The organism is Pantoea sp. GW821-FHT03E06 (assembly GCF_059420725.1).
The window spans coordinates 3,175,822-3,202,474 of record NZ_JBWKUG010000001.1 but is presented as its reverse complement, the minus strand read 5'-3'; the positions used below and the strand labels follow the sequence as shown (position 1 = coordinate 3,202,474).

Sequence of the window (26,653 nt, the reverse complement as noted above, 5' to 3'; positions counted from 1 at the left end):
GTCGATCAAGGTTGAAAAGGGCTTTTCGGCGCACCATTTACTGCTAACGTTAAGCGCCACACCGGGAGAAGCCAATGAACGATGAACAGTTGCAGCACTTAAGTCGCCACATTGGCGAGCAGTTGAAGAGACGTAAGGCCACGGTAACCGCGGCGGAATCGTGTACCGGGGGCTGGATTGCCAAAGTGTTTACTGACATTAGCGGAAGCTCCGCCTGGTTTGAGCGCGGTTTCGTGACGTACAGTAATGAAGCTAAGCAGCAGATGGTGGGCGTACATCGTACGACATTAGAGCAGTATGGCGCCGTTAGCGAACAAACTGTGCGTGAAATGGCAAGCGGCGCCAGACAGGCAGCGTCGGCAGAATACGCAATTTCTGTCAGTGGCATTGCGGGACCGGATGGCGGCTCTGTCGATAAACCAGTGGGTACCGTCTGGTTTGCTATTGCGGGTCCAGAGGGGCGCGTATTAGCGCAGCGTAAGATCTTTGCCGGTGACCGGGATGCAGTACGTCGTCAGTCAGTAGCTTGGGCGCTACAAACACTGCTTGATGAATTTCTGACAAATTAAACTTGATACTGTATGACCATACAGTATAATTAGCAGCAACAGAACGAGCGACATACTTGATGTCGGCTCACCCAGTATGATTAGGAGTAGAAATGGCGATCGACGAGAATAAACAGAAGGCTTTAGCTGCCGCACTGGGCCAGATTGAGAAGCAATTTGGTAAAGGCTCCATCATGCGCTTGGGTGAAGACCGCTCAATGGATGTCGAAACCATCTCTACGGGTTCACTGTCACTGGATATCGCGCTTGGCGCGGGTGGCTTGCCGATGGGACGTATCGTTGAGATTTACGGACCAGAATCTTCAGGCAAAACTACGCTGACCCTGCAGGTTATTGCTGCCGCGCAGCGCAAAGGCAAAACCTGCGCCTTTATCGATGCTGAACACGCGCTGGATCCCGTGTATGCAAAAAAACTGGGTGTCGATATCGACAACCTGCTGTGCTCGCAGCCGGACACCGGCGAGCAAGCGCTGGAGATCTGTGATGCGCTGGCACGCTCAGGTGCGGTTGACGTGATCATCGTCGACTCCGTGGCAGCACTGACGCCTAAAGCGGAAATTGAAGGCGAGATCGGTGATTCGCACATGGGTCTGGCCGCGCGTATGATGAGCCAGGCGATGCGTAAGCTGGCCGGTAACCTGAAGCAGTCCAACACGCTGCTGATCTTCATCAACCAGATTCGTATGAAAATTGGTGTGATGTTCGGTAACCCAGAAACCACAACCGGTGGTAATGCACTGAAATTCTACGCCTCTGTCCGCTTGGATATCCGCCGCATCGGTGCGATCAAAGAGGGCGATGAAGTGGTGGGTAGCGAAACCCGCGTGAAAGTCGTGAAGAACAAAATTGCGGCACCGTTTAAGCAGGCTGAATTCCAGATCATGTACGGCGAAGGTATTAACACCTTTGGTGAATTGGTGGATCTTGGCGTGAAACACAAACTGGTTGAAAAAGCCGGTGCGTGGTACAGCTATAACGGTGAGAAAATTGGTCAAGGTAAAGCGAACTCAACCAACTTCCTCAAAGAGAATCCGGCGATCGCTAATGAAATCGACAAAAAGTTACGTGACTTGCTGTTGAGCGGAGATGCCGCGGCGGCAGAGACTGCGACTATCTCTGCTGAGGATCGCGAAGAAGCTAGCGAAACCAACGAAGATTTCTAAAATAACAACGGGAGCAGAAATGCTCCCGTTTTGCTTTTCCCCTGCCAGCGCTTTTCCTCCTCGTCTTCTTGCTTTACCCTGCGACCCTGCACGACGGTTAGAACAAGGTTGATCACATGTCATCATCATCAGCGGCACCTGCACCAACATATTCCCGTTTACTCGACCGTGCCATGCGCATTCTTGCGCAGCGTGACCATAGCCGCGAAGAGTTGAAGCGTAAACTTCAGCTCTCTTCCCAACGCGCCGCTTACCTACAGCAGCAAGAAAACATACCGATTCCAGAAGAGTTACTGGAGAAAGTTCTCGACTGGTGTCAGGAAAGCGGATGGTTAAACGACCAGCGCTTTACTGAACGCTTCATTCAAAGCCGTGCCCGCAAGGGGTATGGTCCTCAGCGCGTCCGGATGGAGTTGCAGCAAAAAGGGATCGACCGGGACGAGATTAATCAGGCTCTAATTGATACAGCGGTTGACTGGAGCCAGTGTGCTGCCGATCTCGCCAGGCGCAAGTTTGGCGAGCCATTGCCCCAAACCTGGGCTGAGAAAAGCAAAGTGCAGCGCTTTTTAATGTCAAAAGGCTTTATGATGGAAGATATTCAGGCTGTTTTCAGAAATAGTGACGACTGAAAGGCGATGTGATTTTACTTCCCACTGAAGAAAATTTATCTTATTCCCACTTTTTGTTCCTCAATCAGCGGCAGGCCGGATGGATGTGGTTTGTCTGCGAAAGGGAACGTTCGTTAGCGTGATTCCAGGAATTTTATGAGCAAGAGCACTGCTGAGATCCGTCAAGCGTTTCTCGATTTTTTTCATAGCAAGGGGCATCAGGTTGTAGCTAGTAGCTCCCTCGTGCCAAACAACGATCCGACATTGCTGTTTACCAATGCCGGAATGGTCCAGTTTAAAGACGTTTTCCTCGGGCAGGACAAGCGCGACTATAGTCGTGCAACTACGTCCCAACGTTGTGTACGTGCCGGTGGCAAGCATAACGATTTAGAAAACGTGGGCTACACGGCGCGTCACCACACCTTCTTTGAAATGTTGGGCAACTTCAGCTTTGGCGATTACTTCAAGAAAGAGGCGATCGCTTATGCATGGGAACTGCTGACGGGTGAGCAGTGGTTTAAGCTGCCAAAAGAGCGTCTCTGGGTGACCGTCTATGAAACTGACGATGAAGCCTTTGAAATTTGGGCCAACGATATTGGTGTACCGCGTGAGCGTATTATCCGTATCGGTGACAACAAAGGCAGCGCCTACGCATCTGATAATTTCTGGCAGATGGGCGACACTGGCCCTTGTGGCCCGTGCACCGAGATTTTCTACGATCATGGCGATCATATCTGGGGTGGCCCTCCGGGCAGCCCGGAAGAGGATGGCGATCGTTACATCGAGATCTGGAACATCGTCTTTATGCAGTTTAACCGTCAGGCCGACGGTACCATGCAGCCGCTGCCAAAACCTTCCGTCGATACCGGTATGGGGCTGGAGCGTATTGCTGCGGTGTTGCAGCACGTTAACTCCAACTACGAAATCGACCTTTTTGCCAAATTGATCAAATCCGTTGCGCAGGTGACTGGTGCGACCGATCTGGATAATAAGTCGCTGCGCGTTATTGCTGACCATATTCGCTCTTGCGCCTTCCTGATCGCCGATGGTGTGATCCCGTCGAATGAAAACCGCGGCTATGTATTGCGTCGTATCATTCGTCGCGCAGTGCGTCATGGCAACATGCTGGGGGCGAAAGATGCCTTCTTTTACAAGCTGGTAGCGCCATTGATTGAAGTGATGGGCGCAGCGGGTGAAGATCTGAAGCGTCAGCAGAAGCATGTTGAAAATGCGCTGAAAAATGAAGAAGAGCAGTTTGCTAAAACTCTGGAGCGTGGACTGGCGCTGCTGGATGATGAACTGGCGAAATTGCAGGGCGATACGCTTGACGGCGAAACGGTCTTCCGTTTGTACGATACCTTCGGCTTCCCGGCGGATCTGACGGCTGATGTGTGCCGCGAACGCAATCTGAAGATCGATGAAGCGGGCTTTGAAGCGGCAATGGAACAACAACGCCAGCGCGCGCGTGAAGCCAGTGGTTTTGGTGCTGACTACAACAATGTTATCCGCATTGACGCTGCGACCAACTTTAAAGGTTATGACCATCTGGAACTGAATGCTGTTGTTCAGGCACTTTTCGTTGATGGCCAGCAAGTTGAGCAGATTGACGCAGGCCAGGATGCGGTTGTCGTTCTCGAGGAAACGCCATTTTACGGCGAGTCGGGTGGACAGGTTGGCGATACCGGCGTGCTGACTGGGCAGAATGCTGAATTTAGCGTTCAGGATACGCAGAAGTATGGTAAAGCAATTGGTCATATCGGTAAGCTGAGCCACGGTCAATTACGCGTTGGCGATCGTTTACATGCGCAGGTTGATGAAGCTCGCCGCGCACGCATTCGACTGAACCACTCTGCCACGCACTTGCTGCATGCTGCGCTGCGTCAGGTTTTAGGTGACCACGTTGGACAGAAAGGCTCACTGGTTAACGACAAGTATCTGCGTTTCGACTTCTCGCATTTTGAGGCGATGAAGCCGCAGGAAATCCGTCAGGTTGAGGATATTGTCAATGCGCAGATTCGCCGCAACCTTGCGGTTGAAACGGAGATCATGGACCTCGACGACGCGAAACAGAAAGGCGCAATGGCGCTGTTTGGCGAGAAATATGATCAGCGCGTCCGTGTGCTGACCATGGGCGATTTCTCTACCGAGCTGTGTGGTGGTATCCACGCACTTCGTACCGGTGATATCGGTCTGTTCCGTATTCAGTCTGAATCGGGTACTGCGGCCGGTGTACGTCGTATCGAAGCCGTAACGGGTGAAGGCGCACTGGCGCAAATTAATGCGCAGAGCCAACAGCTGCAGGATGTCGCGCAGCTGGTGAAGGCCAACAGCAGTAATCTCAACGAGAAAGTGCGCGGTCTGGTTGATCACGTCCGCGCGCTGGAAAAAGAGTTACAACAACTTCGCGATCAGCAAGCAGCGCAGGAAAGCGCTTCACTGAGCAGCAAAGCAGTTGAAATTAAAGGCACTAAGTTGTTAGTGAAAGAACTGAGCAATGTTGAGCCAAAAATGTTGCGTACCATGGTTGACGATCTGAAAAACCAGTTAGGTTCTGCCATTATCGTGCTGGCAACCGTTGATGAAGGAAAAGTTTCACTGATTGCTGGCGTGACCAAAGATCTCACTGACCGCGTAAAAGCTGGCGAACTGGTGGGCGAACTGGCCTCTCAGGTTGGCGGTAAAGGCGGTGGTCGCCCAGATATGGCTCAGGCAGGCGGAACCGATCCGCAGGCGCTGGCTGGCGCGCTGGCTGGCGTGCAGGAATGGGTCAGTAACCGACTGTAACGTATAAAACTTCGCATTGTGATAAGCGCCAGAAGCCCGTTTTCTGGCGCTTTTTTAACGCGGTGCGCACCAGGTAATGACAAAGTCCGGTTGATGTAGTGTATTTCGGCTAAACTAACTATCAGCAGAATGTATTGGCATGGCGAAGCACAATGGTGTATTTGTCATAGGCATTGTTCAGCGTTATATGATGGATACGGCCGGGAGACCGAACAAGCCCGACTCTTTTAATCTTTCAAGGAGCAAAGAATGCTTATTCTAACTCGTCGAGTTGGTGAAACCCTCATGATTGGCGATGAGGTGACTGTAACGGTGCTGGGTGTTAAGGGTAACCAAGTCCGCATTGGTGTTAACGCGCCTAAAGAAGTTTCGGTACATCGCGAAGAGATCTATCAGCGTATTCAAGCCGAAAAAACTCAGCAAACGAGTTACTAACGGATTCAGCGCCTCGCTAATCAGCGAGGCGCTACCGGTTTCCTCTATCTTTCTGCCTTGTTCTCTCTCTTTCTCTCTTTTTCTCTCTCATCTTCCTTTCGCGTTCCTGAATGTCTTTGTTCCCATTTTATTATCTGTAACGTCCTTTCTTTGTTGATAAATCACTCTTTTTGTCGTCAAAACATCCGAATTGAGTGTCATTTGTGCAATCAAACAAATGGCTGGAAATAAATGTTTGACTTATAAGTCCGGGAAAGTAATATGTGCGCCACGCAGTGCCGATGAGCAGAAACAAGTTCAGAAGCACGGTTCGGAAGAACGCGTAAGGTGAGGTGGCCGAGAGGCTGAAGGCGCTCCCCTGCTAAGGGAGTATGCGGTCAAAAGCTGCATCCGGGGTTCGAATCCCCGCCTCACCGCCATTTCCGATGCATCCATAGCTCAGCTGGATAGAGTACTCGGCTACGAACCGAGCGGTCGGAGGTTCGAATCCTCCTGGATGCACCATTCGGAAAGATGAAGTAAGAGTGAACGAGCAGTTCCTTTCATGGTGAGTTGTTAGCACCCTGCGTTGTACAAGAATTAATTCGATGCATCCATAGCTCAGCTGGATAGAGTACTCGGCTACGAACCGAGCGGTCGGAGGTTCGAATCCTCCTGGATGCACCATTCTTCGTATCATCCTCAGGTTGTTTCAGTTAGTCCATCGTAAGAAAACCTCAATGCATCCATAGCTCAGCTGGATAGAGTACTCGGCTACGAACCGAGCGGTCGGAGGTTCGAATCCTCCTGGATGCACCATATTCTCGGATATGGAAAGTGCCTCAGTGTGTCATGACGTGATAAACGTTCAGTAAGCACTAAGGAGGATAACGTTGCTTTAGCAACGGCCCGAAGGGCAAGGCGATAGCCGAGTAATCCTCCTGGATGCACCATTCTTCGTATCATCCTCAGGTTGTTTCAGTTAGTCCATCGTAAGAAAACCTCAATGCATCCATAGCTCAGCTGGATAGAGTACTCGGCTACGAACCGAGCGGTCGGAGGTTCGAATCCTCCTGGATGCACCATATTTTCGAATATGGAAAGTGCCTCAGTGTGTCATGACGTGATAAACGTTCAGTAAGCACTAAGGAGGATAACGTTGCTTCAGCAACGGCCCGAAGGGCGAGCGATAGCCAAGTAATCCTCCTGGATGCACCATCACTTCTTCAATATCTCTCAGTTTTTGACACTGAGTTTCTGAATCCTCCAACATCAATCTCTACGTCCACTAAAAAACGCTGTAATTACCGCCGTTTATCCCCGGCATTGCACTCTGACCTTTTTCCTAAAACGAAAAATGCTAATGCTTTCAAAGCATTTGCGGTTAAGCGCGCCTGGCGACAACCTGAACGCATTACGCTAAAGTAATGGCTCATTTTGTGGTACTCGACGGAGTGACAATGTACGACCAATATGACGCCCTGATTTTCGATATGGACGGCACCATTCTCGATACTGAGCCGACACATCGAAAAGCCTGGCAGCAGGTGTTGAGCCGCTATGGTTTCACCATGGATGAAGAAAAAATGGTGGGTTTCAACGGTGCGCCAACCTGGCAACTGGCACAGTTCATTGTTGAGCAGAATAATGCCAGTCACGATCCACATCTGCTGGCGGCGGAAAAAACCGCTGCACTGAAAGCAATGCTGTTGGATGATGTGCGCCCGCTTCCGTTGATGGACGTCGTCAAGGCTTATCATGGTCGTCGTCCGATGGCGGTAGGCACCGGCAGCGAGCACAGTCTGGCGAAAGCACTGCTTGAAGAGTTAGGTGTTTACCACCTGTTTGATGCGGTTGTCGGGGCTGATGACGTACAGCGTCATAAACCGCAACCGGATACTTTTTTACGCTGCGCCGAATTGATGGGTATCGCGCCCGAGCGCTGTGTGGTGTTTGAGGATGCTGACTTTGGCGTACAAGCCGCTAAAGCAGCAGGCATGGACGTGGTTGATGTCCGTTTACTGTGAATGAATTCCTGACCTATGGATCGTTATTCGGCAGTAGCTTTCTGAGCGCAACCCTGTTACCGGGAAGCTCGGAAGCAGTGCTGGTAGCACTGCTGATCGCTCAAAAGGGCTCGGTTTATGGATTGTTATTGGCCGCATCAGTGGGAAACACGCTGGGTGGCCTGACCAACATTCTTCTTGGTCGCCTGATGCCGCTTAAAAAGCAAGGGCGATGGCACGACACAGCAATGACGTGGTTACACCGATTGGGACCTGCAGCACTGATTTTTAGCTGGCTGCCGGTAGTGGGCGACTTACTTTGCGTGCTTGCAGGTTGGTTACGCTTTGCCTGGCTGCCTTCGGTGCTGTTCCTCACCATCGGTAAAACGCTGCGTTATATCGTTATCGCGACTGCCACCTTACAAACTTTGCAATGGTGGCATTGATTCGCACAGATTCGAGGCTACGGTTAACATTATGCTGAACAAAAATAAATTATTCACACAGCGGGAGGTTAATGTGATCCCGGACGTATCAAAGGCGCTTTCCTGGCTGGAAGCGCATCCTGACGCGTTAAAGGGTATCGGCCGTGGTATTGAGCGCGAATCATTACGCGTCAAGCCCGATGGTCACCTGGCAACGACAGGACATCCTGAGTCACTCGGTTCCGCGCTCAAGCACGATTGGATTACCACCGATTTTGCTGAAACGCTGATGGAGTTCATCACGCCAGTTGATCAGGACATCGATCGATCGCTGGCCTTCCTGCGTGATATTCACCGTCATGTGGCGCGTGAATTGGGCGAGGAACGTTTGTGGCCGTTTAGCATGCCTGGCTACATTGATGACGTTAATAGCATTGAGCTAGCGCAGTATGGCAGCTCTAATATCGGCAAAATGAAAACGTTGTATCGACAGGGGCTTAAAAACCGTTACAGCGCGCTAATGCAGATCATCTCTGGCGTGCATTACAACTTTTCGCTGCCGCTGTCGTTCTGGCAGGAATGGGCGGATGTGAAAGATGCAGAAAGCGGTAAAGAGACCATCTCTGCTGGCTATCTGCGCTTAATTCGCAACTATTATCGCTTTGGCTGGGTGATTCCGTATCTGTTTGGTGCATCACCGGCAATCTGCTCCTCTTTCCTGCAGGGGCGTGAAAGTACGTTGCCGTTTGAAACTGATGGCAAGGGGACGTTGTGGCTACCTCACGCTACGTCATTGCGCTTAAGCGATCTGGGTTACACCAATAAATCGCAGAGCGGATTAGGCATCACCTTCAACTCGCTGGAAGGCTACGTAGCGGCTCTGAAAGCAGCGATTAAAACGCCGTCGGAAGAGTATGCGGCGATGGGCACCAAAGATGCCGAAGGCAACTGGCTACAGCTGAATACCAATGTGCTGCAGATTGAAAATGAGCTGTATGCGCCGATTCGTCCGAAACGCGTGACGCGATCAGGCGAGGCACCGTCCGATGCGTTGCTGCGCGGCGGTATCGAATACATAGAAGTGCGCTCACTGGATATCAACCCATTCTCCGCAATCGGTGTAGATGCCGATCAGGCACGTTTCCTCGATCTGTTCCTGATTTGGTGTACGCTGGCCGATGCGCCAGAAATGAGTTCAGATGAGCTTCTGTGTACGCGTAATAACTGGAATCGCGTCGTGATGGAAGGGCGTAAGCCGGGTCAGGTTATTGCTGTGGGCTGTAGCGAAACAGAACACACGCTGGTTGAAGTGGGCAAGGCTCTGTTTGCCGATCTGCGTCGCGTGGCGGAAGTCCTCGACAGCAATCATGGCAACACGCAATATCAACAGGTTTGCGATCAACTGGTGGCATCATTTGACGATCCTGAGCTAACCTATTCGGCGCGCATCCTTCATGCCATCAAAGAAAACGGTTTGACCGGCGCAGGCGTGGCATTGGCGGAACAATATCGTCATCTGTTGTGCGAGGAGTCGCTAGAGATTCTTACTGAAGATGATTTTAGTCGTCAGGCGCGGGAATCGGTACAGGCACAAGAGAAGCTGGAAGAGAGCGATACGCTGGATTTCGAAAGCTACCTTGCAGGTCGCGAAGGCTAGAAAAGAAAATGGCCACATCAATGTGGCCAAAATTAACATCTCTGTTGTCAGGGATGATGATAACAAATGCGCGTCTTTCATATATTCAGACGTTGGGCGAACAGAAAAGTTTCATCGTTTTAAAAAAAATTCCAAAACAGGAGGTGACGTATGCCACTACTGGATAGTTTTACTGTTGATCACACCATCATGGGCGCACCCGCAGTGCGCGTAGCAAAAACCATGAAGACTCCGCATGGCGATACCATCACCGTTTTCGACCTGCGTTTCTGCCGTCCGAATATCGACATTCTGACTGAGCGTGGCATTCATACGCTGGAGCATCTGTTTGCCGGCTTTATGCGTAATCACCTGAATGGTGATGGCGTAGAAATCGTTGATATCTCGCCAATGGGCTGCCGCACCGGTTTCTACATGAGCCTGATTGGTACGCCTGACGAGCAGCGCGTGGCAAAAGCCTGGAAAGGCGCGATGGAAGATGTCCTGAAGGTTAAAGAGCAGAGCCAGATTCCTGAACTGAACGAATACCAATGCGGTAGCTACAAGCTGCACTCACTGGATGAAGCGCAGCAGATCGCGCGCAATGTGCTGGCTCACGACATTGGCGTGAACCGCAACGAAGATCTGAAGCTTCCGGCTGAGAAGTTGAAAGAGCTGCACATTTAGTTGAAATGGTGCTTATGCACAATGAAAAACGCCGCGATTATCGCGGCGTTTTTGTTTGCTGACTTCAGGATCCAATGGAGGATTTCAGCGCATGATGCGGCGTGATGCGTATCTGCTTAACCATGTTGTCCTGCACATCGAGGATATCAATATCGTAAGCACCTAGCGTAACGCGCGTATCGACCAGCGGAATCTCTTCCAGCGCTTCCAGCAGCATGCCGTTAATGGTGCGGGCATCCTCTTCCGGCAATGTCCAATTGAAGGCTTTATTGATTTCACGCACGTTGGCGCTGCCTTCAATGATAACGGAGCCGTCATTCTGCGGCATCACCTCTTCGGCGAGAGACGGCGACATTGAAGTGGTGAAATCGCCCACGATCTCTTCCAGAATGTCTTCAATGGTCACTAATCCTTTGATATCACCATATTCATCCACGACAAGACCGACTTTCTTCTTATTACGCTGAAATTTTACCAGCTGTACGTTAAGCGGCGTGCCTTCAGGCACATAGTAAATTTCATCGGCAGCACGCAACAGACGATCTTTGTTGAACTCTTTTTTCTCGGTCATCATGCGCCATGCTTCACGTACGCGCAGCATGCCGACGCAATCGTCCAGTGAATCGCGGAACAGAACGATGCGTCCATGTGGCGAATGACTAAGTTGACGCACAATGGATTTCCAGTCGTCATTAACGTTGATGCCGACGATTTCATTGCGTGGCACCATAATGTCGTCCACGCTGACTTTCTCCAGATCGAGTACTGAGAGCAGCATGTCCTGATTGCGACGCGACATCAGCGAGCGTGACTCATGCACAATGGTGCGCAGCTCTTCTTTGCTGAGCGCTGAATTGATTGAACCATCGGTTTTAATGCCCACCATACGCATTAAAATCCTGGTGATGGTATTCAGCAGCCACACCAGCGGCAGCATCACATATTGCAGTGGCGCCAGTAACACACTGCTTGGATAGGCCACCTTCTCTGGATAGAGCGCAGCAATCGTCTTCGGCAGCACTTCAGCAAATACCAGCACCACAAACGTCAGGATACCGGTAGCAATCGCTACGCCAGCATCGCCATACAGGCGCATACCAACAATAGTGCCGAGAGCGGAAGCGAGGATATTGACGAGGTTGTTGCCGATTAAAACCAGGCTGATCAGGCGATCGGGGCGACGCAGTAATTTTTCCACACGGCGTGCGCCGCGGTTACCGCTTTTCGCTTTATGGCGCAGTTTGTAACGGTTGAGCGTCATCATACCGGTCTCTGAACCGGAGAAATACGCAGAGACCAGCACCATGATGACCAGCGTAATGATCAGCGTGGTGGTTGAAACGTGTTCCAACACAAAATCCTTAGTGAGATGTGAGCAGGTGCTGAAGCACGCGACTGCCAAAGTAGGCCATGGTCAGCAGCAGCGCACCGCCGCAGTTAAACCATACGACGCGGCGTCCGCGCCAGCCTTCGTGATAGTGTCCCCAGAGCAAAACAATATAGACAAACCAGGCAATGATGGAGAGAACCGCCTTATCCACGTTCTCGGCGCTAAACAGGTTGTGCATAAAGAACAGACCGGTGCAGAGCACCAGCGTTAATAGCACCACGCCGATTTGCGTAATGTGAAACATCTTACGCTCAATACTGAGCAGCGGTGGCATATCCTGGGTGAAAGCCAGCTTCTTATTTTTCAGCTGGTAGTCAATCCACGCCAACTGCAATGCATAAAGTGCAGCAATAATTAACGTGGCATAGGCAAACAGCGACAGGCCGATGTGCACCATCATGCCCGGAGTGGTTTCCAGATGAGTGATAAAGGCATTCGGCACAAAAGTGGCAAAGGCCAGATTGATCAGCGCAAAGCCGTAAACAATCGGTAGCAGCAGCCAGCCGCGATTACGCGAGGCGACAATCGTCATGATGGCGCAAATCAGCAGGCTAACTAACGAGCCAATATTAAGCAGGCTAAGGTTTTGCCCGTTATCGACGGCAAAAATGCGCTGCTGCAAGGCAATGGCGTGCGCAATCAGCGCCACGCAGGCTGAAAGTACGGCAAAACGACGCCAGCCACCATTGCGTTTAAGCAGGCTGGGAATGATCAATGCAAGGCTGAGGGAGTAGGCGAACAGCGCCACGATCGCGAAAACGAACATAGATCCTTTCAGGTATCGGTCAGATAAGGAAAAAAGCAGTATAGCGCCAGCAGCAGCAGGCTCCAAACGATCTGACGGTCAATTGCAGAGATCGCTCCATCTTCGTGTTATAATCCGCCGCATTGTGTCGCCTATGGCGGCCTCGCTACGGTTCTAAGTGAGAGAGCATGTTTGATAATTTAACCGATCGTTTGTCGCAAACCCTGCGCAATATCAGCGGCCGCGGAAGGCTGACCGAAGACAACATCAAAGACACACTGCGTGAAGTACGCATGGCGCTACTGGAAGCCGACGTTGCGCTACCGGTGGTACGTGAATTTATTAATCGCGTAAAAGAAGCCGCCGTTGGCCACGATGTGAACAAAAGCCTGACGCCAGGCCAGGAGTTCATCAAAATCGTCCGCAACGAACTGGTTGCGGCGATGGGCGCCGAAAACAATGCGCTCAATCTGAATGCGCAGCCGCCGGCCGTGGTGCTGATGGCGGGTTTGCAGGGTGCCGGTAAAACGACCAGCGTGGCGAAACTGGGTAAATTCTTGCGCGAGAAGCACAAGAAGAAAGTCTTAGTGGTTTCTGCTGACGTTTATCGCCCCGCGGCGATCAAACAGTTAGAAACCCTGGCACAGCAGGTTGGCGTCGATTTCTGCCCATCTGATTTGAGCCAGAAGCCAGTTGATATTGTTCAGAACGCGCTGAAAGAAGCCAAACTGCAATTCTACGATGTGCTGCTGGTGGATACCGCCGGTCGTTTACACGTTGATGAAGCGATGATGGATGAAATCAAACAGGTACACGCCGCGATTAATCCGGTGGAAACCCTGTTTGTGGTCGATGCGATGACGGGTCAGGATGCCGCCAATACGGCAAAAGCCTTCAATGAAGCGCTGCCGCTGACCGGTGTCATCTTGACGAAAGTCGACGGTGATGCGCGCGGTGGTGCGGCGCTGTCGATTCGCCACATTACCGGCAAGCCAATCAAATTCATGGGGATGGGCGAGAAGACTGAGGCGCTGGAAGCATTCTATCCAGACCGTATCGCGTCGCGCATTCTCGGCATGGGCGATGTGCTGTCGCTGATTGAAGATATCGAAAGCAAAGTTGACCGCGATCAGGCTGAGAAACTGGCTAAGAAGTTGAAAACCGGCGACGGTTTCGATCTCAACGACTTCCTTGAGCAGCTGAAGCAGATGCGCAACATGGGCGGTATGGCGAGCCTGATGGGCAAACTGCCGGGCATGGGTCAACTGCCTGATAACGTTAAATCGCAGATGGATGACAAAGTACTGGTTCGCATGGAAGCCATCATCAACTCGATGACGCGTAAAGAGCGTGAGAAGCCAGAAATCATCAAGGGTTCGCGCAAACGTCGTATTGCGCTGGGCTCAGGTATGCAGGTGCAAGACGTCAATCGACTGCTGAAACAGTTCGATGATATGCAGCGCATGATGAAGAAAATGAAGAAAGGCGGCATGGCCAAAATGATGCGTGGCATGAAAGGTATGATGCCGCCTGGATTCCCTGGTCGCTAACGCGACCGCCGAAAAGCCGGAAATTTAGCACGCTCAGGTTGCTTTTTGCGCCAAAATGAGTAAAATTTTCGGGCTTTTTATATCGCGCTCGGGCCCCGTTCCTCGATGGGGCCCGAGCGCTTTATTAACTAATGAGGATGTTATGGTAACAATTCGTTTGGCACGTCACGGCGCTAAAAAGCGTCCGTTCTATCAGGTCGTCGTTACTGACAGCCGCAATGCGCGTAACGGTCGTTTCATCGAGCGCGTAGGTTTCTTCAACCCGATCGCTTCTGGTCAGGCTGAAGGTCTGCGTCTGGATCTGGACCGTATTGAGCACTGGGTTGGCCAGGGCGCAACGCTTTCTGATCGCGTTAACGCGCTGATCAAAGAAGCAAAAAAAGCAGCTTAATCTGTCACGGTGGTGAGCATGAGCATTAAACCTGCCGGGCAGCCTCCCGTTAACCCGATCGTATTGGGAAAAATGGGTGCGGCTTACGGCATTCGAGGTTGGCTCAAAGTGTTTTCCTCCACTGAAGACGCTGAAAGCATCTTCGACTACCAACCCTGGTTCATCCAGCGCGCCGGTAAATGGCAGCAGGTCGAACTTGAGGGCTGGAAGCACCACAATCAGGACTTGATCATCAAAGTCACAGGCATTGACGATCGGGACGCTGCGGCGCAGTTAACCAATTGCGAAATCACGGTTGACTCCACGCAGCTGCCAGCGCTGGAAGCAGGCGATTACTACTGGAAAGACCTTATGGGTATGAAAGTAGTCAACCTCGAAGGCTATGAGATGGGCAAAGTCATTGATTTGATGGAAACCGGATCAAACGACGTTCTCGTCGTTAAGGCAAACCTGAAGGATGCATTTGGTGCGCAAGAGCGGTTAATTCCGTTTCTTGATGAACAGGTTATCAAGAAAGTCGATCTCTCTACTGGCCTTATTGAAGTAGATTGGGATCCTGGTTTTTGATCTCCGGACAATCCGGTAACGTAACGGCGAACGCGATGTGGATTGGTGTTATTAGCCTGTTTCCAGAGATGTTTCGCGCTATTACCGAGTACGGGATAACTGGCCGGGCAGTAAAAAATGGCCTGCTCAACATTCAAAGCTGGAGTCCTCGTGACTTCACGCACGACCGGCACCGTACCGTGGACGACCGTCCTTACGGCGGCGGACCGGGAATGTTGATGATGGTGCAACCCTTACGGGATGCCATCTCCGCAGCGAAAGCGGCGGCGGGAGAGGGCGCTAAGGTGATTTATCTTTCACCTCAGGGACGCAAACTGGACCAACAGGGCGTTTGCGAGCTGGCGACGAATCAGAAGTTGATTCTGGTTTGTGGTCGTTACGAAGGGATAGATGAGCGCGTAATTCACACTGAGATTGACGAAGAATGGTCAATCGGTGATTACGTTCTCAGTGGCGGTGAGCTGCCAGCCATGACGTTAATTGACTCGGTCGCCAGGTTTATTCCCGGCGTGTTGGGGAAACAGGCGTCAGCCGATGAGGATTCGTTCTCGGATGGTTTGCTGGATTGCCCGCACTACACCCGACCTGAAGTGTTAGAAGGGATGGAGGTTCCGCCAGTTTTACTGTCGGGCAACCATGCCGATATTCGCCGCTGGCGTCTGAAACAGTCGTTAGGCCGTACCTGGCTAAGAAGACCTGAACTTCTGGAAAACCTGGCTCTGACTGAAGAGCAAGCACGGTTGCTAAATGAGTTCCAGCGTGAACATCAGCAGCAACAAAACGATGAGGCGGGAGAGTAATCTTCCCTCACTATCAGTTTACCCAGGATAAGAGATTTAATTATGAGCAACATTATCAAGCAACTTGAACAAGAGCAGATGAAGCAGGACGTACCTTCATTCCGTCCGGGTGATTCCGTGGAAGTGAAAGTATGGGTCGTAGAAGGTTCTAAGAAGCGTCTGCAGGCATTCGAGGGCGTGGTTATCGCTATTCGTAACCGCGGTCTGCATTCTGCATTCACTGTTCGTAAGATTTCTAACGGCGAAGGTGTTGAGCGTGTCTTCCAGACTCACTCACCAGTAATTGACAGCATTGCTGTTAAACGTCGTGGTGCTGTGCGTAAAGCCAAACTGTATTACCTGCGTGAGCGTACCGGTAAGTCAGCTCGTATCAAAGAGCGTCTTGGCGCGTAAGCGACTTCTCAAAGTTAATAGCAAACAAGGGGTTGGCCATTTGGCCAGCCCCTTTTTTATTGGCGCTGCAAATGATAAATCGCGGTGTTGACGGCTCCGCTCTCTAAAATGATCAGTCCATAGCGATAATCGACAAACTTAAAGCCACTGCGTAATGCCACTGCGCGACTAGCATGATTATTTTCCGCCGCCAGAATCTCTAACTGATTAATGTGCGGATGCTGAAAACCAAACTTGACCAGTTGCTCTACCGCGCGGGTTGCTACTCCTTGCCGTTGAGCATCGCTACGTACCCAATATCCTAATGCGCTAAATTCGCCCGGCTGCCTCGCGAAGCGAATACCGGCACCGCCTAATAGTCGATCGCTACCATCAACGATGGCGAACTCTTCTGCCTCACCTTTACTGCGTTGGAGCTCAGTGAAATCGATCCAACTGGCCGCTTCATCACTACGATAATCATCGTGTGCCCAAGCCATCCAGGGCTTAAGGCTGCTAAGAGATTCGTTTACGGCATGCGTGAATTCATCGATATCCTGCCGGGTGAAGGGGCGTAATTTTACTAAAGATATAGACATGACCTCTCCTGAAAAATAAATGAATAACATAATGTTATCTGCCTTTTTGCCTAAGGTCATCATCAAAAGCCGATGGGTTGTAATTTATTGTTTACACTATCGGATTGGGTGATTTGTAATTATGTTGCTGATATTTATTAAAATAAATATGCTTCTTGTGCGTTTTTATTTTAGTGGTAATAAAAGTGTACGCTTGTGGATTGCATGGCGTACATGTTGTGGTAAAGTAAGTCCCATCCTCAGTGAGGATCCCAAACCGCATAAACGAGTAAAAAGGATCGCAATCATGCAAAAAGACGCGCTGAACAATGTGCATATCGCCGACGAACAAATTTTAATTACCCCGCAAGAGCTGAAAGCTAAATTCCCGCTTACTGCGACGCAGGAAGCGCAAATTGCGTCTTCTCGCCAAACCATCGCCGACATTATTGCAGGCCGCGATCCGCGCCTGTTGGTGGTTTGTGGTCCTTGTTCGATTCACGATACCGAAGCCGCACTTGAATATGCCCGTCAGTTGCAATCTCTTTCTGCACAGTTGAAGGATCAGCTGTACATCGTTATGCGCGTGTATTTTGAAAAACCTCGAACCACCGTCGGCTGGAAGGGGTTAATCAACGATCCTTATATGAACAACTCGTTTGATATGGAAGCCGGGCTGCATATTGCGCGCCAGCTACTGGTTAATCTTGTTGAAATGGGTTTACCGTTGGCAACTGAGGCGCTGGATCCAAACAGCCCGCAATACTTAGGCGATCTATTTAGCTGGTCGGCGATTGGTGCGCGCACCACCGAATCACAAACCCACCGTGAGATGGCTTCAGGTCTTTCAATGCCGGTTGGCTTTAAAAATGGCACGGATGGCAGCCTTGGTACTGCCATCAATGCGATGCGTGCCGCCGCGATGCCACACCGTTTTGTCGGCATCAATCAGGCAGGACAGGTTTGTCTGCTGCAAACGCAGGGCAACCCGGATGGGCATGTCATTCTGCGCGGTGGGAAAGCACCAAACTATGGTCCTGAAGATGTCGCTCAGTGTGAAAAAGAGATGCTGAAAGCGGGACTGCGCCCAGCCTTAATGATAGATTGCAGCCATGGTAATTCTAACAAAGACTATCGCCGTCAGCCTGGCGTAGCCGAATCGGCTATCGCGCAGATTAAGGATGGAAACCGCTCCATCATTGGCCTGATGCTGGAAAGCAACATTCATGAAGGCAATCAGTCTTCTGAACAGCCTCGTAGCGAAATGAAATATGGCGTTTCCGTGACTGATGCTTGCATCGATTGGGAAACCACGGAAACCTTGCTGCGTGAAATCCATCAGGATCTGCAGGGAGTGCTGTCGGCGCGTCTGTCACACGAGGTGTAATGAGTCATGGTGGCTGAACTGACCGCGCTACGCGATCAAATTGATGAAGTCGATAAAGCACTGCTGGGTTTACTGGCAAAACGGCTGGAGCTGGTAGCCGAAGTCGGGGAAGTTAAAAGCCGCTACGGTTTGCCAATCTATGTTCCTGAGCGTGAAGCCAGCATGTTGGCTTCACGCCGTCAGGAAGCCGAAGCGCTCGGCGTATCACCGGACTTGATTGAAGATGTGCTGCGTCGTTTAATGCGCGAATCCTATGCGCATGAGAATGATAAAGGCTTCAAAACCCTTTGCCCAACATTGCGTCCAGTGGTGATCGTCGGTGGTCGTGGCCAGATGGGACGTTTGTTCGAAAAGATGCTCACGCTGTCTGGTTATCAGGTGCGTATTCTGGACAAAGGCGATTGGGATCGTTCAGACGCGTTGCTGCAAGATGCAGGCATGGTGATCATCAGTGTGCCTATCCATCTGACAGAGCAGATCATTGGTGAGTTACCGAAGTTGCCAGAAGACTGCATCCTGGTCGATCTGGCGTCGGTGAAGAACCGTCCGCTGCAGGCAATGCTTGCTGCGCACACCGGACCGGTGTTGGGACTGCACCCCATGTTCGGCCCAGACAGCGGGAGCCTGGCGAAGCAGGTTGTTGTCTGGTGTGATGGTCGTCAGCCGGAAGCGTATCAGTGGTTCCTGGAACAGATCCAAGTTTGGGGAGCGCGATTGCATCGCATTAGTGCGGTGGAGCATGACCAGAATATGGCATTTATTCAGGCGCTGCGTCACTTTGCGACTTTCGCTTACGGTCTGCATCTGGCAGAAGAGAACGTTAATCTCGATCAGCTGCTGGCGTTGTCCTCGCCAATCTATCGCCTTGAACTGGCTATGGTTGGACGTCTGTTCGCCCAGGACCCGCAGCTTTACGCGGACATCATCATGTCCTCGGAGAGCAATCTGGCGCTGATTAAGCGTTATTATCAGCGTTTTGGCGATGCGATAAAACTGCTCGAGCAGGGCGATAAGCAGGCGTTTATCGATAGCTTCGAACGTGTTGAGCATTGGTTTGGTGATTATGCTAAACGCTTCCTCGTAGAAAGCCGAAGTATGTTGCGATCGGCCAACGACAGCCGACAGTAAAATAAAAGGCATCCATAAGGATGCCTTTTTGCTTAGAGGCGTGGTTCGACGGGTACCACATTCTCGCCCGGATAACAGCCGAGCACTTTTAATGAACGGGTTAAACCACTTAACTCAGTTAACGCCAACTGCATACTTTCTGATTGCAGATTACCCTGCACATCAATGTAAAACATCTCTTCCCACGGATTGCCGTTGATGGGGCGATTCTCCAGCTTACTCATGATCAGACCATGGTTGCGCAGCACCATCAGTGCTTCAACTAATGCCCCCGCTTGCTGGCCCGTTGCCATGATCAATGTCGTTTTTGCGGGTACCTGACTGGAAACTTCGATCGCTTTACGCGCCAACACAATGAAGCGCGTGTGGTTCTGTTGCTGATTGGCTAGATTACGCTCTAACACCTGTAACCCATACAGTTCGCCACCGGCCTCACTACCCAATGCGGCAACCTTAGGTGAATTCATCGCTGCCACCTTTTCCATGGCAGCTGCCGTGCTTTCGGTATATTCAATTTTCCACTGCGGGAAGCGATTGATGAACTGGCTACACTGCTGGAACGGCTGAGGATGGCTGTAGACTGTTTCGATCTGCTGCAAATCAGTGCTGCCGCTAACCAGTACGCAATGCTCAATTGGAATAGTGAGCTCCCCCACAATTGACAGCGTGGTTTGTTGCAGTAAGTCGTAGACGTCATTGATCGAGCCAGAACTGGTGTTTTCAATAGGCATCACTGCATAGTCTGCCTGACCACTTTCAACCTGATGAATAATGTCGTGGAACTTTAGGCAGCCGAGCTCAACCATCGAATCAAAATGACGTGTGGCATATTTTCGTGCTGCAAGATGTGAGTAAGAGCCTTTCGGACCCAAAAATGCAATCCGCGGTGCGTGCGCATGCGGATGGTTGAGATTCTTTTGCAGCAGGGCCTGCTGAGTTAGAACCGAATCTTCAATCACCAGCTGGAACAGACGGGTGATGTAATGCGCATCCAGCTGATGTTTTTTACCTAACGCTATCAGGTTTTCCAGCAATGCACGCTCACGTTCAATATCGCGGATTGGGCGATGCGTAGCCAGTTTTGCTTGCGCCACTTCAACGGCCAGTATGCGGCGCTCCGACAATAGCGTTAATAATTTTTCATCAACGGCGCTGATTTTGTCGCGTAATGCCAGCAGCGGGTTTTCGGGATTCATAGGGCTCACCTGTAAAATGTCCAATAAAAAAGCCTCCCATTTGGGAGGCTTTGTTGTTCGTCTTCGCATTCATTTTCACATGACGAATCGCCTCCCAATCAGGGGAAGGTAAAAAAGAATGCGAAGAAGAACGGGAGATGTTTCATGCTTGTTTCCAACATTAAAGTGGTTTGAGAGTAACCGTACTGATTTAAGGCTGTCAATAAAAAACGCGCCCTAAGGCGCGTTACTGGAAAATGTGTAGTTATCCTGCAGGGATAAAATCTTTGACGCTGCTGTTAGCGCGACGAGCTTCGGGTTTATGTTGCGCTTTGTTGAGTTGTCGCTCCAGCTTAGCAATCAGGTCATTGATGGCCGTATACATATCATCATGTTTCGCACTGGCAACCAGTGTTCCGTTAGGTGTGTTGATGGTGGCATCTGCCACAAACTCCTTCGGCTCTTTCGATAACACAATGTGAGGGTTTATCAGATGTGTTTGCCATTTTTCCAGCTTGGCGAGACGCTCTTCAACATGATTACGAATGGCCTCGGTGATTTCCATTTGTTTGCTGGTAATGTTCAGAATCATAGTTAAACCTCTCTGTCATTTTCCGTCTGGGTAGGACCAGCATACCGCGGAGATTAAGAAATTATGTGATCTGGATCACATTGAAATGTCACATTTTGTCAATAAAGACGAATTGTGAGAAAGGCTGGGAAAGTAGTGGGAAACGCTTGATGGAGCAGCAGTAAGGGCGCACTATTGATGGGTTAACCGCAGCGATAAAGAACGTTTTCAACCGGCTTTCAGCTAAAGCAGACATAAAAAAAGCAGCCATACGGCTGCTTTTTTGTGGGCTTGAAAATCAGGACTGATTATTAGCCGCGATGATTTTTGCCACTTTATCAGCTTCAGTCGTTAACTGAAGTTGGCGGTAAGCATTTTCCATCAGCGGCAGCGCTTCGTGAGTTGCTGCAGTATCAGGATAATCCTTCATCATACTTTCAACGCGGTTAACAACAGCGACATAAGCACCACGCTTGGTATAGAATTGCGCCACCGAGAGTTCATACTTCGCCAAACGTTCTTTCAGGAACGCTAAACGTTTCTGCGCATCCGCAGCATATTGGCTGTTTGGATAACCGCGCAGTAACTGCGAGAAGTCACGGAAAGCATCACGAGCGTGCGTCGGATCACGATCGGAACGATCGATACCGAAGAAGCCCTGCAGTGCAGAATCGTCCAGCGCCATATCCGTCAGACCTTTCATATAGATGACATAGTCAATATTCGGATGGGTTGGATTCAGACGCATAAAGCGAGAAATAGCGGCTTGCGCCAGTGGCAGATCGGCATTTTTGTAATACGCGTAGATCAAATCCAGCTGTACTTGCTGCGAATAAGGGCCAAACGGATAGCGGTTATCCAGTGCTTCCAGTTGCTTAATTGCCGCTTTAAAGTTACCGTCCTGCAGCTTTTGCTGGGCCGTGGCGTAAATTTCAGACGGCGGGCTGTCCGGCACGGGATCCGATGAGCCGGAACAACCCACAAGCGCCAGGCTTAGGCTCAGTGTGGCAGCAGCCACCAGATGTTTCATACGCGTCATGACGAAATGATTATCCTCAAAGTGTTATAGCAGAAGCTGTCCGTATAGCTCCCGGTTATGGCCAGGTACGATAGCACATTATATTAAACGGCATCGCCGTGAAAACCCAACGTTAACGAAGAAGCTGTATATGGCACAACAAGTTCAACTCACCGCAACGGTGTCCGAAGCACAACTTGGACAACGCTTAGATCAGACTTTGGCAGAATTGTTCCCTGATTATTCACGTTCTCGCATAAAAGAATGGATTCTTGAGCGCCGGGTCAGCGTTAATGGCACCATCATCGATAAACCAAAAGAAAAAGTTTTTGGCGGTGAGCATGTCTCGATCGATGCTGAGATCGAAGAAGAGCAACGCTGGGAAGCGCAAAACATCCCATTGAATATCGTCTACGAAGATGACGATATTCTGGTTATCAATAAACCTCGTGGCTTAGTGGTGCATCCAGGTGCCGGTAATCCGGATGGTACAGTGCTTAACGCGTTGCTTTACCATTACCCGCCGATTGCTGATGTTCCCCGTGCCGGTATTGTTCATCGTCTTGATAAAGACACAACCGGCCTGATGGTAGTCGCGAAAACCGTTCCTGCGCAAACTCACCTGGTTGAAACGCTACAGCTGCGCGAAATTACCCGCGAATATGAAGCCGTAGCGATTGGTACCATGACGGCAGGCGGTACCGTGGATCAGCCAATGGCGCGCCACTCTACCAAACGTACGCACATGGCGGTGCATCCGATGGGAAAACCGGCTACTACGCACTATCGCATCATGGAGCATTTCCGTGCCCATACGCGTTTGCGTTTGCGCCTGGAAACCGGTCGTACGCACCAGATTCGTGTGCACATGGCGCATATCAATCATCCGCTGGTGGGCGATCCCCTTTACGGCGGTCGCCCTCGTCCGCCAAAAGGCGCATCTGAAGCTTTCATTACTACGTTGCGTGGTTTTGATCGTCAGGCGCTGCATGCCACGATGTTACGTCTCTATCACCCTATTACCGGTATTGAGATGGAGTGGCATGCGCCGTTGCCGCAGGATATGGTCGATCTGATTGATGCCCTAAAAGCCGATACGCACGAATTCCGTGATCAGATGGATTGGCTATGAGTGAGTGGATCATCCCGGACTGGCCTGCACCGCAGCGTGTTCGGGCATGTTCCACTACGCGTCACGGCGGTATTAGCGCTGCGCCATGGGATTCGCTGAATCTCGGTACGCACGTTGGTGATGTTGAGGCGCACGTAATGCATAATCGCCACTGCCTGGCTGAGCAGCTTGCCTTACCGGTAATGCCGCAATGGTTTGATCAAATTCATGGTCAGGATGTTGCGCGTTTGCCCGCCAGTGAGCGGCTACCCAGGGCGGATGCCGCAATCACGCGTGAAAGCGGGGTGGTTTGCGCCGTCATGACGGCAGATTGTTTGCCGGTGCTGTTTTGCAGCAAAGATGGCAGTGAAGTGGCTGCAGCACATGCTGGCTGGCGCGGGCTCTGCAACGGCGTGCTGGAACAGACGTTGTCACAGTTCCATTGTGCGACGAAGGACATTCATGCATGGCTTGGTCCAGCAATTGGTCCGCAGGCTTTTGAAGTGGGAGCGGAAGTCAAAACGGCGTTTATGGCTCACGATCCGCAAGCGCAAGAGGCTTTTCGCCCGGTTGGTAACAAATACTTTGCCGATATTTGGTTGCTGGCTCGCCAACGTTTACTGACCGCCGGGGTGCGTTCCATCAACGTTTCTACGCGTTGCACTTATCATGAGCGCGAGGATTTTTTCTCCTTCCGACGCGACGGAATCACTGGGCGTATGGCAACTTTGATTTGGCTGAGATAATCTTACGCCACAAGACGGTCCAGTTAGCGTATTTTTTGCTCACAACTCAGGTCATTAACCTTGAAAAATTTGAGGGATGACCTCATTTAATCTCCAGTAGCATTTTGACCTGTAATGGGAGGAATTATGCGTCTGGATCGTCTTACTAATAAATTTCAACTGGCACTTGCCGATGCACAGTCCCTTGCTCTGGGGCAAGACAATCAATTCATAGAACCCCTTCATTTGATGAGCGCGTTGCTTAATCAGGAAGGCGGATCGGTACGTCCGCTGCTTAGCGCAGCAGGGGCCGATGTGGCTGGTTTACGTACCAGTATCGAACAAGCGATTAATCGACTACCGCAGGTGGAAGGTACTGATGGCGACGTGCAGCCATCCGCCGATTTAATTCGGGTACTGAACCTGTGCGACAAGCTGGCGCAAAAGCGCGGCGACAACTTTATTTCATCAGAACTCTTTATTTTGGCGGCCCTCGATTCTCGTGGCTCGCTGGCTGATATTTTAAAATCGGCTGGTGCGACAGCGGAAAAACTCTCTAAGGCCATTGACCAATTACGGGGAGGAGACAACGTGAACGATCAGGGTGCTGAAGATCAGCGTCAGGCTTTAAAAAAATACACTATCGACCTTACCGAGCGTGCTGAACTTGGCAAGCTCGACCCGGTAATTGGTCGTGACGAAGAAATCCGTCGCACTATTCAGGTGTTGCAGCGCCGTACTAAAAATAACCCGGTGCTGATTGGTGAACCTGGCGTTGGTAAAACGGCTATCGCCGAAGGATTAGCACAGCGCATCATTAATGGCGAAGTTCCTGAAGGTCTGAAAGGTCGTCGCGTGCTGGCTTTGGATATGGGCGCGCTGGTGGCTGGTGCTAAATATCGCGGCGAATTTGAAGAGCGTCTGAAAGGCGTGCTTAGCGATCTGGCTAAACAGGAAGGCAACGTCATCCTGTTTATCGATGAACTGCATACCATGGTGGGTGCCGGTAAAGCTGACGGTGCAATGGATGCAGGCAACATGCTGAAACCAGCGTTGGCGCGCGGTGAACTGCATTGCGTTGGCGCCACTACGCTGAATGAGTATCGCCAGTTCATTGAGAAAGATGCGGCGCTGGAACGTCGTTTCCAAAAAGTGTTTGTTGCTGAGCCGAGTGTGGAAGATACCATCGCCATTTTACGCGGACTGAAAGAACGCTATGAGTTGCATCATCATGTGCAGATCACCGATCCCGCGATTGTGGCTGCGGCAACGTTGTCGCATCGTTATATCTCCGATCGTCAGCTGCCTGATAAGGCGATTGACCTGATTGATGAAGCGGCATCCAGTATTCGTCTGCAGATGGATTCGAAGCCAGAATCACTTGATCGTCTTGAGCGTCGCATCATCCAGTTAAAACTTGAGCAGCAAGCGCTGAAGAAAGAATCTGATGATGCCAGCGTGAAGCGTCTGGAAATGCTCGAAGCCGAACTCGACCAGAAAGAGCGAGAATACGCTGAGCTGGAAGAGGAATGGAAAGCGGAAAAGGCCTCCTTAACCGGTACGCAGAATATTAAAGCGGAGCTGGAACAGGCGCGTCTGACAATGGAGCAAGCGCGTCGCATGGGCGATCTTGGCCAGATGTCTGAGTTGCAATACGGCAAAATTCCGGAATTGGAAAAACAGTTAGCTATCGCTACGCAGTCTGAAGGCAAAACCATGAAGCTGTTACGCAATCGCGTAACAGATGTGGAGATCGCTGATGTGCTGGCGCGTTGGACCGGAATTCCAGTCGCACGCATGATGGAAGGCGAGCGAGAGAAGCTGCTGCGCATGGAGCAAGAGTTGCATGCTCGGGTGATTGGACAGAACGAAGCGGTGGAAGCAGTATCGAATGCCATCCGTCGTAGCCGCGCCGGCTTGTCGGATCCAAACCGTCCGATTGGTTCCTTCTTGTTCCTCGGACCAACCGGCGTCGGTAAAACCGAATTGTGTAAGGCGCTGGCCAACTTCCTGTTCGACAGCGATGACGCGATGGTGCGCATTGATATGTCTGAGTTTATGGAAAAACACTCGGTGTCACGCCTCGTGGGTGCTCCTCCGGGTTATGTTGGCTATGAAGAGGGCGGTTATCTGACAGAGGCGGTGCGTCGTCGCCCTTATTCGGTAATTCTGTTGGATGAGGTTGAGAAGGCGCATCCCGATGTATTCAACATCTTATTGCAGGTGTTGGATGATGGGCGTTTGACCGATGGTCAGGGGCGTACGGTCGATTTCCGTAACACCGTAGTGATCATGACCTCGAACCTTGGTTCCGATCTTATTCAGGAACGCTTCGGCGCGCTGGATTATGCGGAAATGAAAGAAGTGGTGATGACGGTTGTTGGACAGCATTTCCGTCCGGAGTTTATTAACCGTATCGATGACATGGTGGTGTTCCACCCACTGGGCGAAAAGCACATTGCTTCTATTGCACAGATTCAGCTGCAGCGCTTGTATCAGCGTCTTGAGGAGCGCGGTTACCAGCTGCACATCTCTGATGCGGCGCTCAAATTGCTTGGTGAAAATGGTTATGACCCGGTTTATGGTGCGCGTCCATTAAAGCGTGCTATCCAGCAGCAAATTGAAAACCCGCTGGCGCAGCAGATTCTTTCTGGTGCTTTAGTTCCGGGTAAAACCATTGAAATGGATGTTAAAGATGATGTGATTGTTGCGCATCAATAATCCATTCTGATTAAAACGGGCCTGCGGGCCCGTTTTTTATGCGCTTTACGCAAGAATTCGCTGCTTTTTGCAACGTATAGCCTGGAAAGTGAGCGGTCGCGCAAAAACTTCAAATTAGCACTTGTCAGTTGA

The 26,653-nt window shown here is 51.0% G+C and carries 26 protein-coding genes, 5 tRNA genes and 1 other annotated feature; of the genes, 24 read left to right on the top strand and 7 right to left on the bottom strand.

What is annotated here, in order from left to right:
* Positions 1-74 precede the first annotated feature (74 nt).
* From pncC to luxS, 14 genes are all read left to right on the top strand, one after another.
* Entirely contained in the window at positions 75-569 is a 495-nt protein-coding gene (gene pncC / locus AC07WB_RS14980) for a nicotinamide-nucleotide amidase (protein WP_345828556.1), read from the top strand.
* A 92-nt stretch (positions 570-661) separates the two neighbouring features.
* Positions 662-1,732 carry a recombinase RecA gene (recA, locus tag AC07WB_RS14975; RefSeq protein WP_345828557.1) on the top strand — a complete coding sequence of 357 codons (1,071 nt, stop codon included), beginning with the start codon at positions 662-664 and terminating at the stop codon, positions 1,730-1,732.
* A gap of 116 nt (positions 1,733-1,848) precedes the next feature.
* A complete protein-coding gene (locus AC07WB_RS14970) occupies positions 1,849-2,361 on the top strand; it encodes a regulatory protein RecX (RefSeq protein ID WP_494940742.1) in 513 nt (170 codons plus the stop codon).
* Between the two features lie 135 nt (positions 2,362-2,496).
* The gene (gene alaS, locus AC07WB_RS14965; RefSeq protein ID WP_400458542.1) at positions 2,497-5,124 is read left to right on the top strand and encodes an alanine--tRNA ligase; all 2,628 of its coding nucleotides are present in this window, start codon (positions 2,497-2,499) and stop codon (positions 5,122-5,124) included.
* Positions 5,125-5,373: 249 nt separating this feature from the next.
* On the top strand, positions 5,374-5,559 hold the full coding sequence (gene csrA, locus AC07WB_RS14960; RefSeq protein WP_004155916.1) for a carbon storage regulator CsrA: 186 nt from the start codon (positions 5,374-5,376) through the stop codon (positions 5,557-5,559).
* Positions 5,560-5,885: 326 nt separating this feature from the next.
* A tRNA-Ser gene (locus AC07WB_RS14955) sits at positions 5,886-5,978 on the top strand.
* A gap of 8 nt (positions 5,979-5,986) precedes the next feature.
* Positions 5,987-6,063, top strand: a tRNA-Arg gene (locus AC07WB_RS14950).
* A gap of 85 nt (positions 6,064-6,148) precedes the next feature.
* Positions 6,149-6,225 (top strand) — tRNA-Arg (locus AC07WB_RS14945).
* Positions 6,226-6,280: 55 nt separating this feature from the next.
* Positions 6,281-6,357, top strand: a tRNA-Arg gene (locus tag AC07WB_RS14940).
* Positions 6,358-6,546: 189 nt separating this feature from the next.
* Positions 6,547-6,623 (top strand) — tRNA-Arg (locus AC07WB_RS14935).
* A gap of 375 nt (positions 6,624-6,998) precedes the next feature.
* On the top strand, positions 6,999-7,565 hold the full coding sequence (gene yqaB, locus AC07WB_RS14930) for a fructose-1-phosphate/6-phosphogluconate phosphatase (protein ID WP_097096307.1): 567 nt from the start codon (positions 6,999-7,001) through the stop codon (positions 7,563-7,565).
* On the top strand, positions 7,562-7,990 hold the full coding sequence (locus AC07WB_RS14925) for a YqaA family protein (protein WP_097096308.1): 429 nt from the start codon (positions 7,562-7,564) through the stop codon (positions 7,988-7,990). Before yqaB ends, AC07WB_RS14925 begins: the two co-directional genes overlap by 4 nt.
* A 31-nt stretch (positions 7,991-8,021) precedes the next feature.
* Positions 8,022-9,626 carry a glutamate--cysteine ligase gene (gene gshA, locus AC07WB_RS14920; protein WP_097096309.1) on the top strand — a complete coding sequence of 535 codons (1,605 nt, stop codon included), beginning with the start codon at positions 8,022-8,024 and terminating at the stop codon, positions 9,624-9,626.
* 150 nt (positions 9,627-9,776) lie between these two features.
* Complete coding sequence (gene luxS / locus AC07WB_RS14915) at positions 9,777-10,292, top strand: S-ribosylhomocysteine lyase (protein WP_097096310.1); 516 nt, start codon at positions 9,777-9,779, stop codon at positions 10,290-10,292.
* Between the two features lie 64 nt (positions 10,293-10,356).
* On the opposite strand, the gene AC07WB_RS14910 is transcribed toward luxS, so the two are convergent.
* A complete protein-coding gene (locus AC07WB_RS14910; RefSeq protein ID WP_345828580.1) occupies positions 10,357-11,643 on the bottom strand; it encodes an HlyC/CorC family transporter in 1,287 nt (428 codons plus the stop codon).
* A gap of 10 nt (positions 11,644-11,653) precedes the next feature.
* Positions 11,654-12,448, bottom strand: a complete 795-nt coding sequence (locus AC07WB_RS14905; protein WP_400458549.1) for a cytochrome C assembly family protein — start codon at positions 12,446-12,448, stop codon at positions 11,654-11,656.
* A gap of 167 nt (positions 12,449-12,615) precedes the next feature.
* Between AC07WB_RS14905 and ffh the strand changes: the two genes are divergently transcribed.
* From ffh to rplS, 5 genes are all read left to right on the top strand, one after another.
* Positions 12,616-13,977 (top strand): signal recognition particle protein, encoded by a 1,362-nt coding sequence (ffh, locus tag AC07WB_RS14900; protein ID WP_097096312.1) that lies wholly within the window; start codon positions 12,616-12,618, stop codon positions 13,975-13,977.
* Positions 13,978-14,119: 142 nt separating this feature from the next.
* Positions 14,120-14,368 (top strand): 30S ribosomal protein S16, encoded by a 249-nt coding sequence (gene rpsP / locus AC07WB_RS14895; protein WP_007893313.1) that lies wholly within the window; start codon positions 14,120-14,122, stop codon positions 14,366-14,368.
* An 18-nt stretch (positions 14,369-14,386) separates the two neighbouring features.
* Entirely contained in the window at positions 14,387-14,935 is a 549-nt protein-coding gene (rimM, locus tag AC07WB_RS14890; RefSeq protein WP_097096313.1) for a ribosome maturation factor RimM, read from the top strand.
* A gap of 35 nt (positions 14,936-14,970) precedes the next feature.
* Positions 14,971-15,735, top strand: a complete 765-nt coding sequence (trmD, locus tag AC07WB_RS14885; RefSeq protein ID WP_494941079.1) for a tRNA (guanosine(37)-N1)-methyltransferase TrmD — start codon at positions 14,971-14,973, stop codon at positions 15,733-15,735.
* Positions 15,736-15,777: 42 nt separating this feature from the next.
* Positions 15,778-16,128, top strand: coding sequence for a 50S ribosomal protein L19 (gene rplS / locus AC07WB_RS14880; RefSeq protein ID WP_007893316.1), 351 nt, complete (start codon positions 15,778-15,780; stop codon positions 16,126-16,128).
* 56 nt (positions 16,129-16,184) lie between these two features.
* On the opposite strand, the gene AC07WB_RS14875 is transcribed toward rplS, so the two are convergent.
* Positions 16,185-16,706 carry a GNAT family N-acetyltransferase gene (locus tag AC07WB_RS14875; protein WP_494940741.1) on the bottom strand — a complete coding sequence of 174 codons (522 nt, stop codon included), beginning with the start codon at positions 16,704-16,706 and terminating at the stop codon, positions 16,185-16,187.
* Positions 16,707-16,992: 286 nt separating this feature from the next.
* Here AC07WB_RS14875 and AC07WB_RS14870 point away from each other — a divergent pair, with 286 nt between their 5' ends.
* Positions 16,993-18,072 carry a 3-deoxy-7-phosphoheptulonate synthase gene (locus AC07WB_RS14870; RefSeq protein ID WP_097096315.1) on the top strand — a complete coding sequence of 360 codons (1,080 nt, stop codon included), beginning with the start codon at positions 16,993-16,995 and terminating at the stop codon, positions 18,070-18,072.
* A 6-nt stretch (positions 18,073-18,078) separates the two neighbouring features.
* Positions 18,079-19,200, top strand: a complete 1,122-nt coding sequence (tyrA, locus tag AC07WB_RS14865; protein ID WP_097096316.1) for a bifunctional chorismate mutase/prephenate dehydrogenase — start codon at positions 18,079-18,081, stop codon at positions 19,198-19,200.
* 32 nt (positions 19,201-19,232) lie between these two features.
* On the opposite strand, the gene pheA is transcribed toward tyrA, so the two are convergent.
* The 4 genes from pheA to bamD all read right to left on the bottom strand — a co-directional run bounded on the left by pheA (position 19,233) and on the right by bamD (position 21,985).
* Entirely contained in the window at positions 19,233-20,396 is a 1,164-nt protein-coding gene (pheA, locus tag AC07WB_RS14860) for a bifunctional chorismate mutase/prephenate dehydratase (RefSeq protein ID WP_494940740.1), read from the bottom strand.
* Between the two features lie 22 nt (positions 20,397-20,418).
* Positions 20,419-20,543: a sequence feature (Phe leader region), on the bottom strand.
* Positions 20,495-20,542, bottom strand: a complete 48-nt coding sequence (gene pheL / locus AC07WB_RS14855) for a pheA operon leader peptide PheL (protein ID WP_100703679.1) — start codon at positions 20,540-20,542, stop codon at positions 20,495-20,497. (Overlaps the previous feature by 48 nt.)
* A gap of 97 nt (positions 20,544-20,640) precedes the next feature.
* Positions 20,641-20,967, bottom strand: coding sequence for a ribosome-associated translation inhibitor RaiA (raiA, locus tag AC07WB_RS14850; protein WP_097096318.1), 327 nt, complete (start codon positions 20,965-20,967; stop codon positions 20,641-20,643).
* A gap of 277 nt (positions 20,968-21,244) precedes the next feature.
* Positions 21,245-21,985 carry an outer membrane protein assembly factor BamD gene (bamD, locus tag AC07WB_RS14845; protein ID WP_097096319.1) on the bottom strand — a complete coding sequence of 247 codons (741 nt, stop codon included), beginning with the start codon at positions 21,983-21,985 and terminating at the stop codon, positions 21,245-21,247.
* 130 nt (positions 21,986-22,115) lie between these two features.
* On the opposite strand from bamD, the gene rluD reads away from it, so the two are divergent.
* The 3 genes from rluD (at position 22,116) to clpB (ending at position 26,521) form a co-directional block, all read left to right on the top strand.
* The gene (gene rluD / locus AC07WB_RS14840) at positions 22,116-23,096 is read left to right on the top strand and encodes a 23S rRNA pseudouridine(1911/1915/1917) synthase RluD (RefSeq protein ID WP_097096320.1); all 981 of its coding nucleotides are present in this window, start codon (positions 22,116-22,118) and stop codon (positions 23,094-23,096) included.
* A complete protein-coding gene (gene yfiH, locus AC07WB_RS14835) occupies positions 23,093-23,821 on the top strand; it encodes a purine nucleoside phosphorylase YfiH (protein WP_494940739.1) in 729 nt (242 codons plus the stop codon). The genes rluD and yfiH overlap by 4 nt, the downstream gene beginning before the upstream one ends.
* A 126-nt stretch (positions 23,822-23,947) precedes the next feature.
* On the top strand, positions 23,948-26,521 hold the full coding sequence (clpB, locus tag AC07WB_RS14830) for an ATP-dependent chaperone ClpB (RefSeq protein WP_097096322.1): 2,574 nt from the start codon (positions 23,948-23,950) through the stop codon (positions 26,519-26,521).
* Positions 26,522-26,653: the final 132 nt, after the last annotated feature.

Bases quoted from the DNA above. Each gene is read 5' to 3' on its own strand.
- yfiH (WP_494940739.1), top strand. From the start codon at position 23,093: ATGAGTGAGTGGATCATCCCGGACTGGCCTGCACCGCAGCGTGTTCGG.
- pheA (WP_494940740.1), bottom strand. From the start codon at position 20,396: ATGAATCCCGAAAACCCGCTGCTGGCATTACGCGACAAAATCAGCGCC.
- AC07WB_RS14870 (WP_097096315.1), top strand. From the start codon at position 16,993: ATGCAAAAAGACGCGCTGAACAATGTGCATATCGCCGACGAACAAATT.
- csrA (WP_004155916.1), top strand. From the start codon at position 5,374: ATGCTTATTCTAACTCGTCGAGTTGGTGAAACCCTCATGATTGGCGAT.
- recA (WP_345828557.1), top strand. From the start codon at position 662: ATGGCGATCGACGAGAATAAACAGAAGGCTTTAGCTGCCGCACTGGGC.
- tyrA (WP_097096316.1), top strand. From the start codon at position 18,079: ATGGTGGCTGAACTGACCGCGCTACGCGATCAAATTGATGAAGTCGAT.
- rplS (WP_007893316.1), top strand. From the start codon at position 15,778: ATGAGCAACATTATCAAGCAACTTGAACAAGAGCAGATGAAGCAGGAC.
- clpB (WP_097096322.1), top strand. From the start codon at position 23,948: ATGCGTCTGGATCGTCTTACTAATAAATTTCAACTGGCACTTGCCGAT.
- alaS (WP_400458542.1), top strand. From the start codon at position 2,497: ATGAGCAAGAGCACTGCTGAGATCCGTCAAGCGTTTCTCGATTTTTTT.
- raiA (WP_097096318.1), bottom strand. From the start codon at position 20,967: ATGATTCTGAACATTACCAGCAAACAAATGGAAATCACCGAGGCCATT.
- rpsP (WP_007893313.1), top strand. From the start codon at position 14,120: ATGGTAACAATTCGTTTGGCACGTCACGGCGCTAAAAAGCGTCCGTTC.
- bamD (WP_097096319.1), bottom strand. From the start codon at position 21,985: ATGACGCGTATGAAACATCTGGTGGCTGCTGCCACACTGAGCCTAAGC.
- AC07WB_RS14970 (WP_494940742.1), top strand. From the start codon at position 1,849: ATGTCATCATCATCAGCGGCACCTGCACCAACATATTCCCGTTTACTC.
- AC07WB_RS14875 (WP_494940741.1), bottom strand. From the start codon at position 16,706: ATGTCTATATCTTTAGTAAAATTACGCCCCTTCACCCGGCAGGATATC.
- rluD (WP_097096320.1), top strand. From the start codon at position 22,116: ATGGCACAACAAGTTCAACTCACCGCAACGGTGTCCGAAGCACAACTT.
- luxS (WP_097096310.1), top strand. From the start codon at position 9,777: ATGCCACTACTGGATAGTTTTACTGTTGATCACACCATCATGGGCGCA.
- trmD (WP_494941079.1), top strand. From the start codon at position 14,971: ATGTGGATTGGTGTTATTAGCCTGTTTCCAGAGATGTTTCGCGCTATT.
- rimM (WP_097096313.1), top strand. From the start codon at position 14,387: ATGAGCATTAAACCTGCCGGGCAGCCTCCCGTTAACCCGATCGTATTG.
- pncC (WP_345828556.1), top strand. From the start codon at position 75: ATGAACGATGAACAGTTGCAGCACTTAAGTCGCCACATTGGCGAGCAG.
- yqaB (WP_097096307.1), top strand. From the start codon at position 6,999: ATGTACGACCAATATGACGCCCTGATTTTCGATATGGACGGCACCATT.
- ffh (WP_097096312.1), top strand. From the start codon at position 12,616: ATGTTTGATAATTTAACCGATCGTTTGTCGCAAACCCTGCGCAATATC.
- gshA (WP_097096309.1), top strand. From the start codon at position 8,022: ATGCTGAACAAAAATAAATTATTCACACAGCGGGAGGTTAATGTGATC.
- AC07WB_RS14905 (WP_400458549.1), bottom strand. From the start codon at position 12,448: ATGTTCGTTTTCGCGATCGTGGCGCTGTTCGCCTACTCCCTCAGCCTT.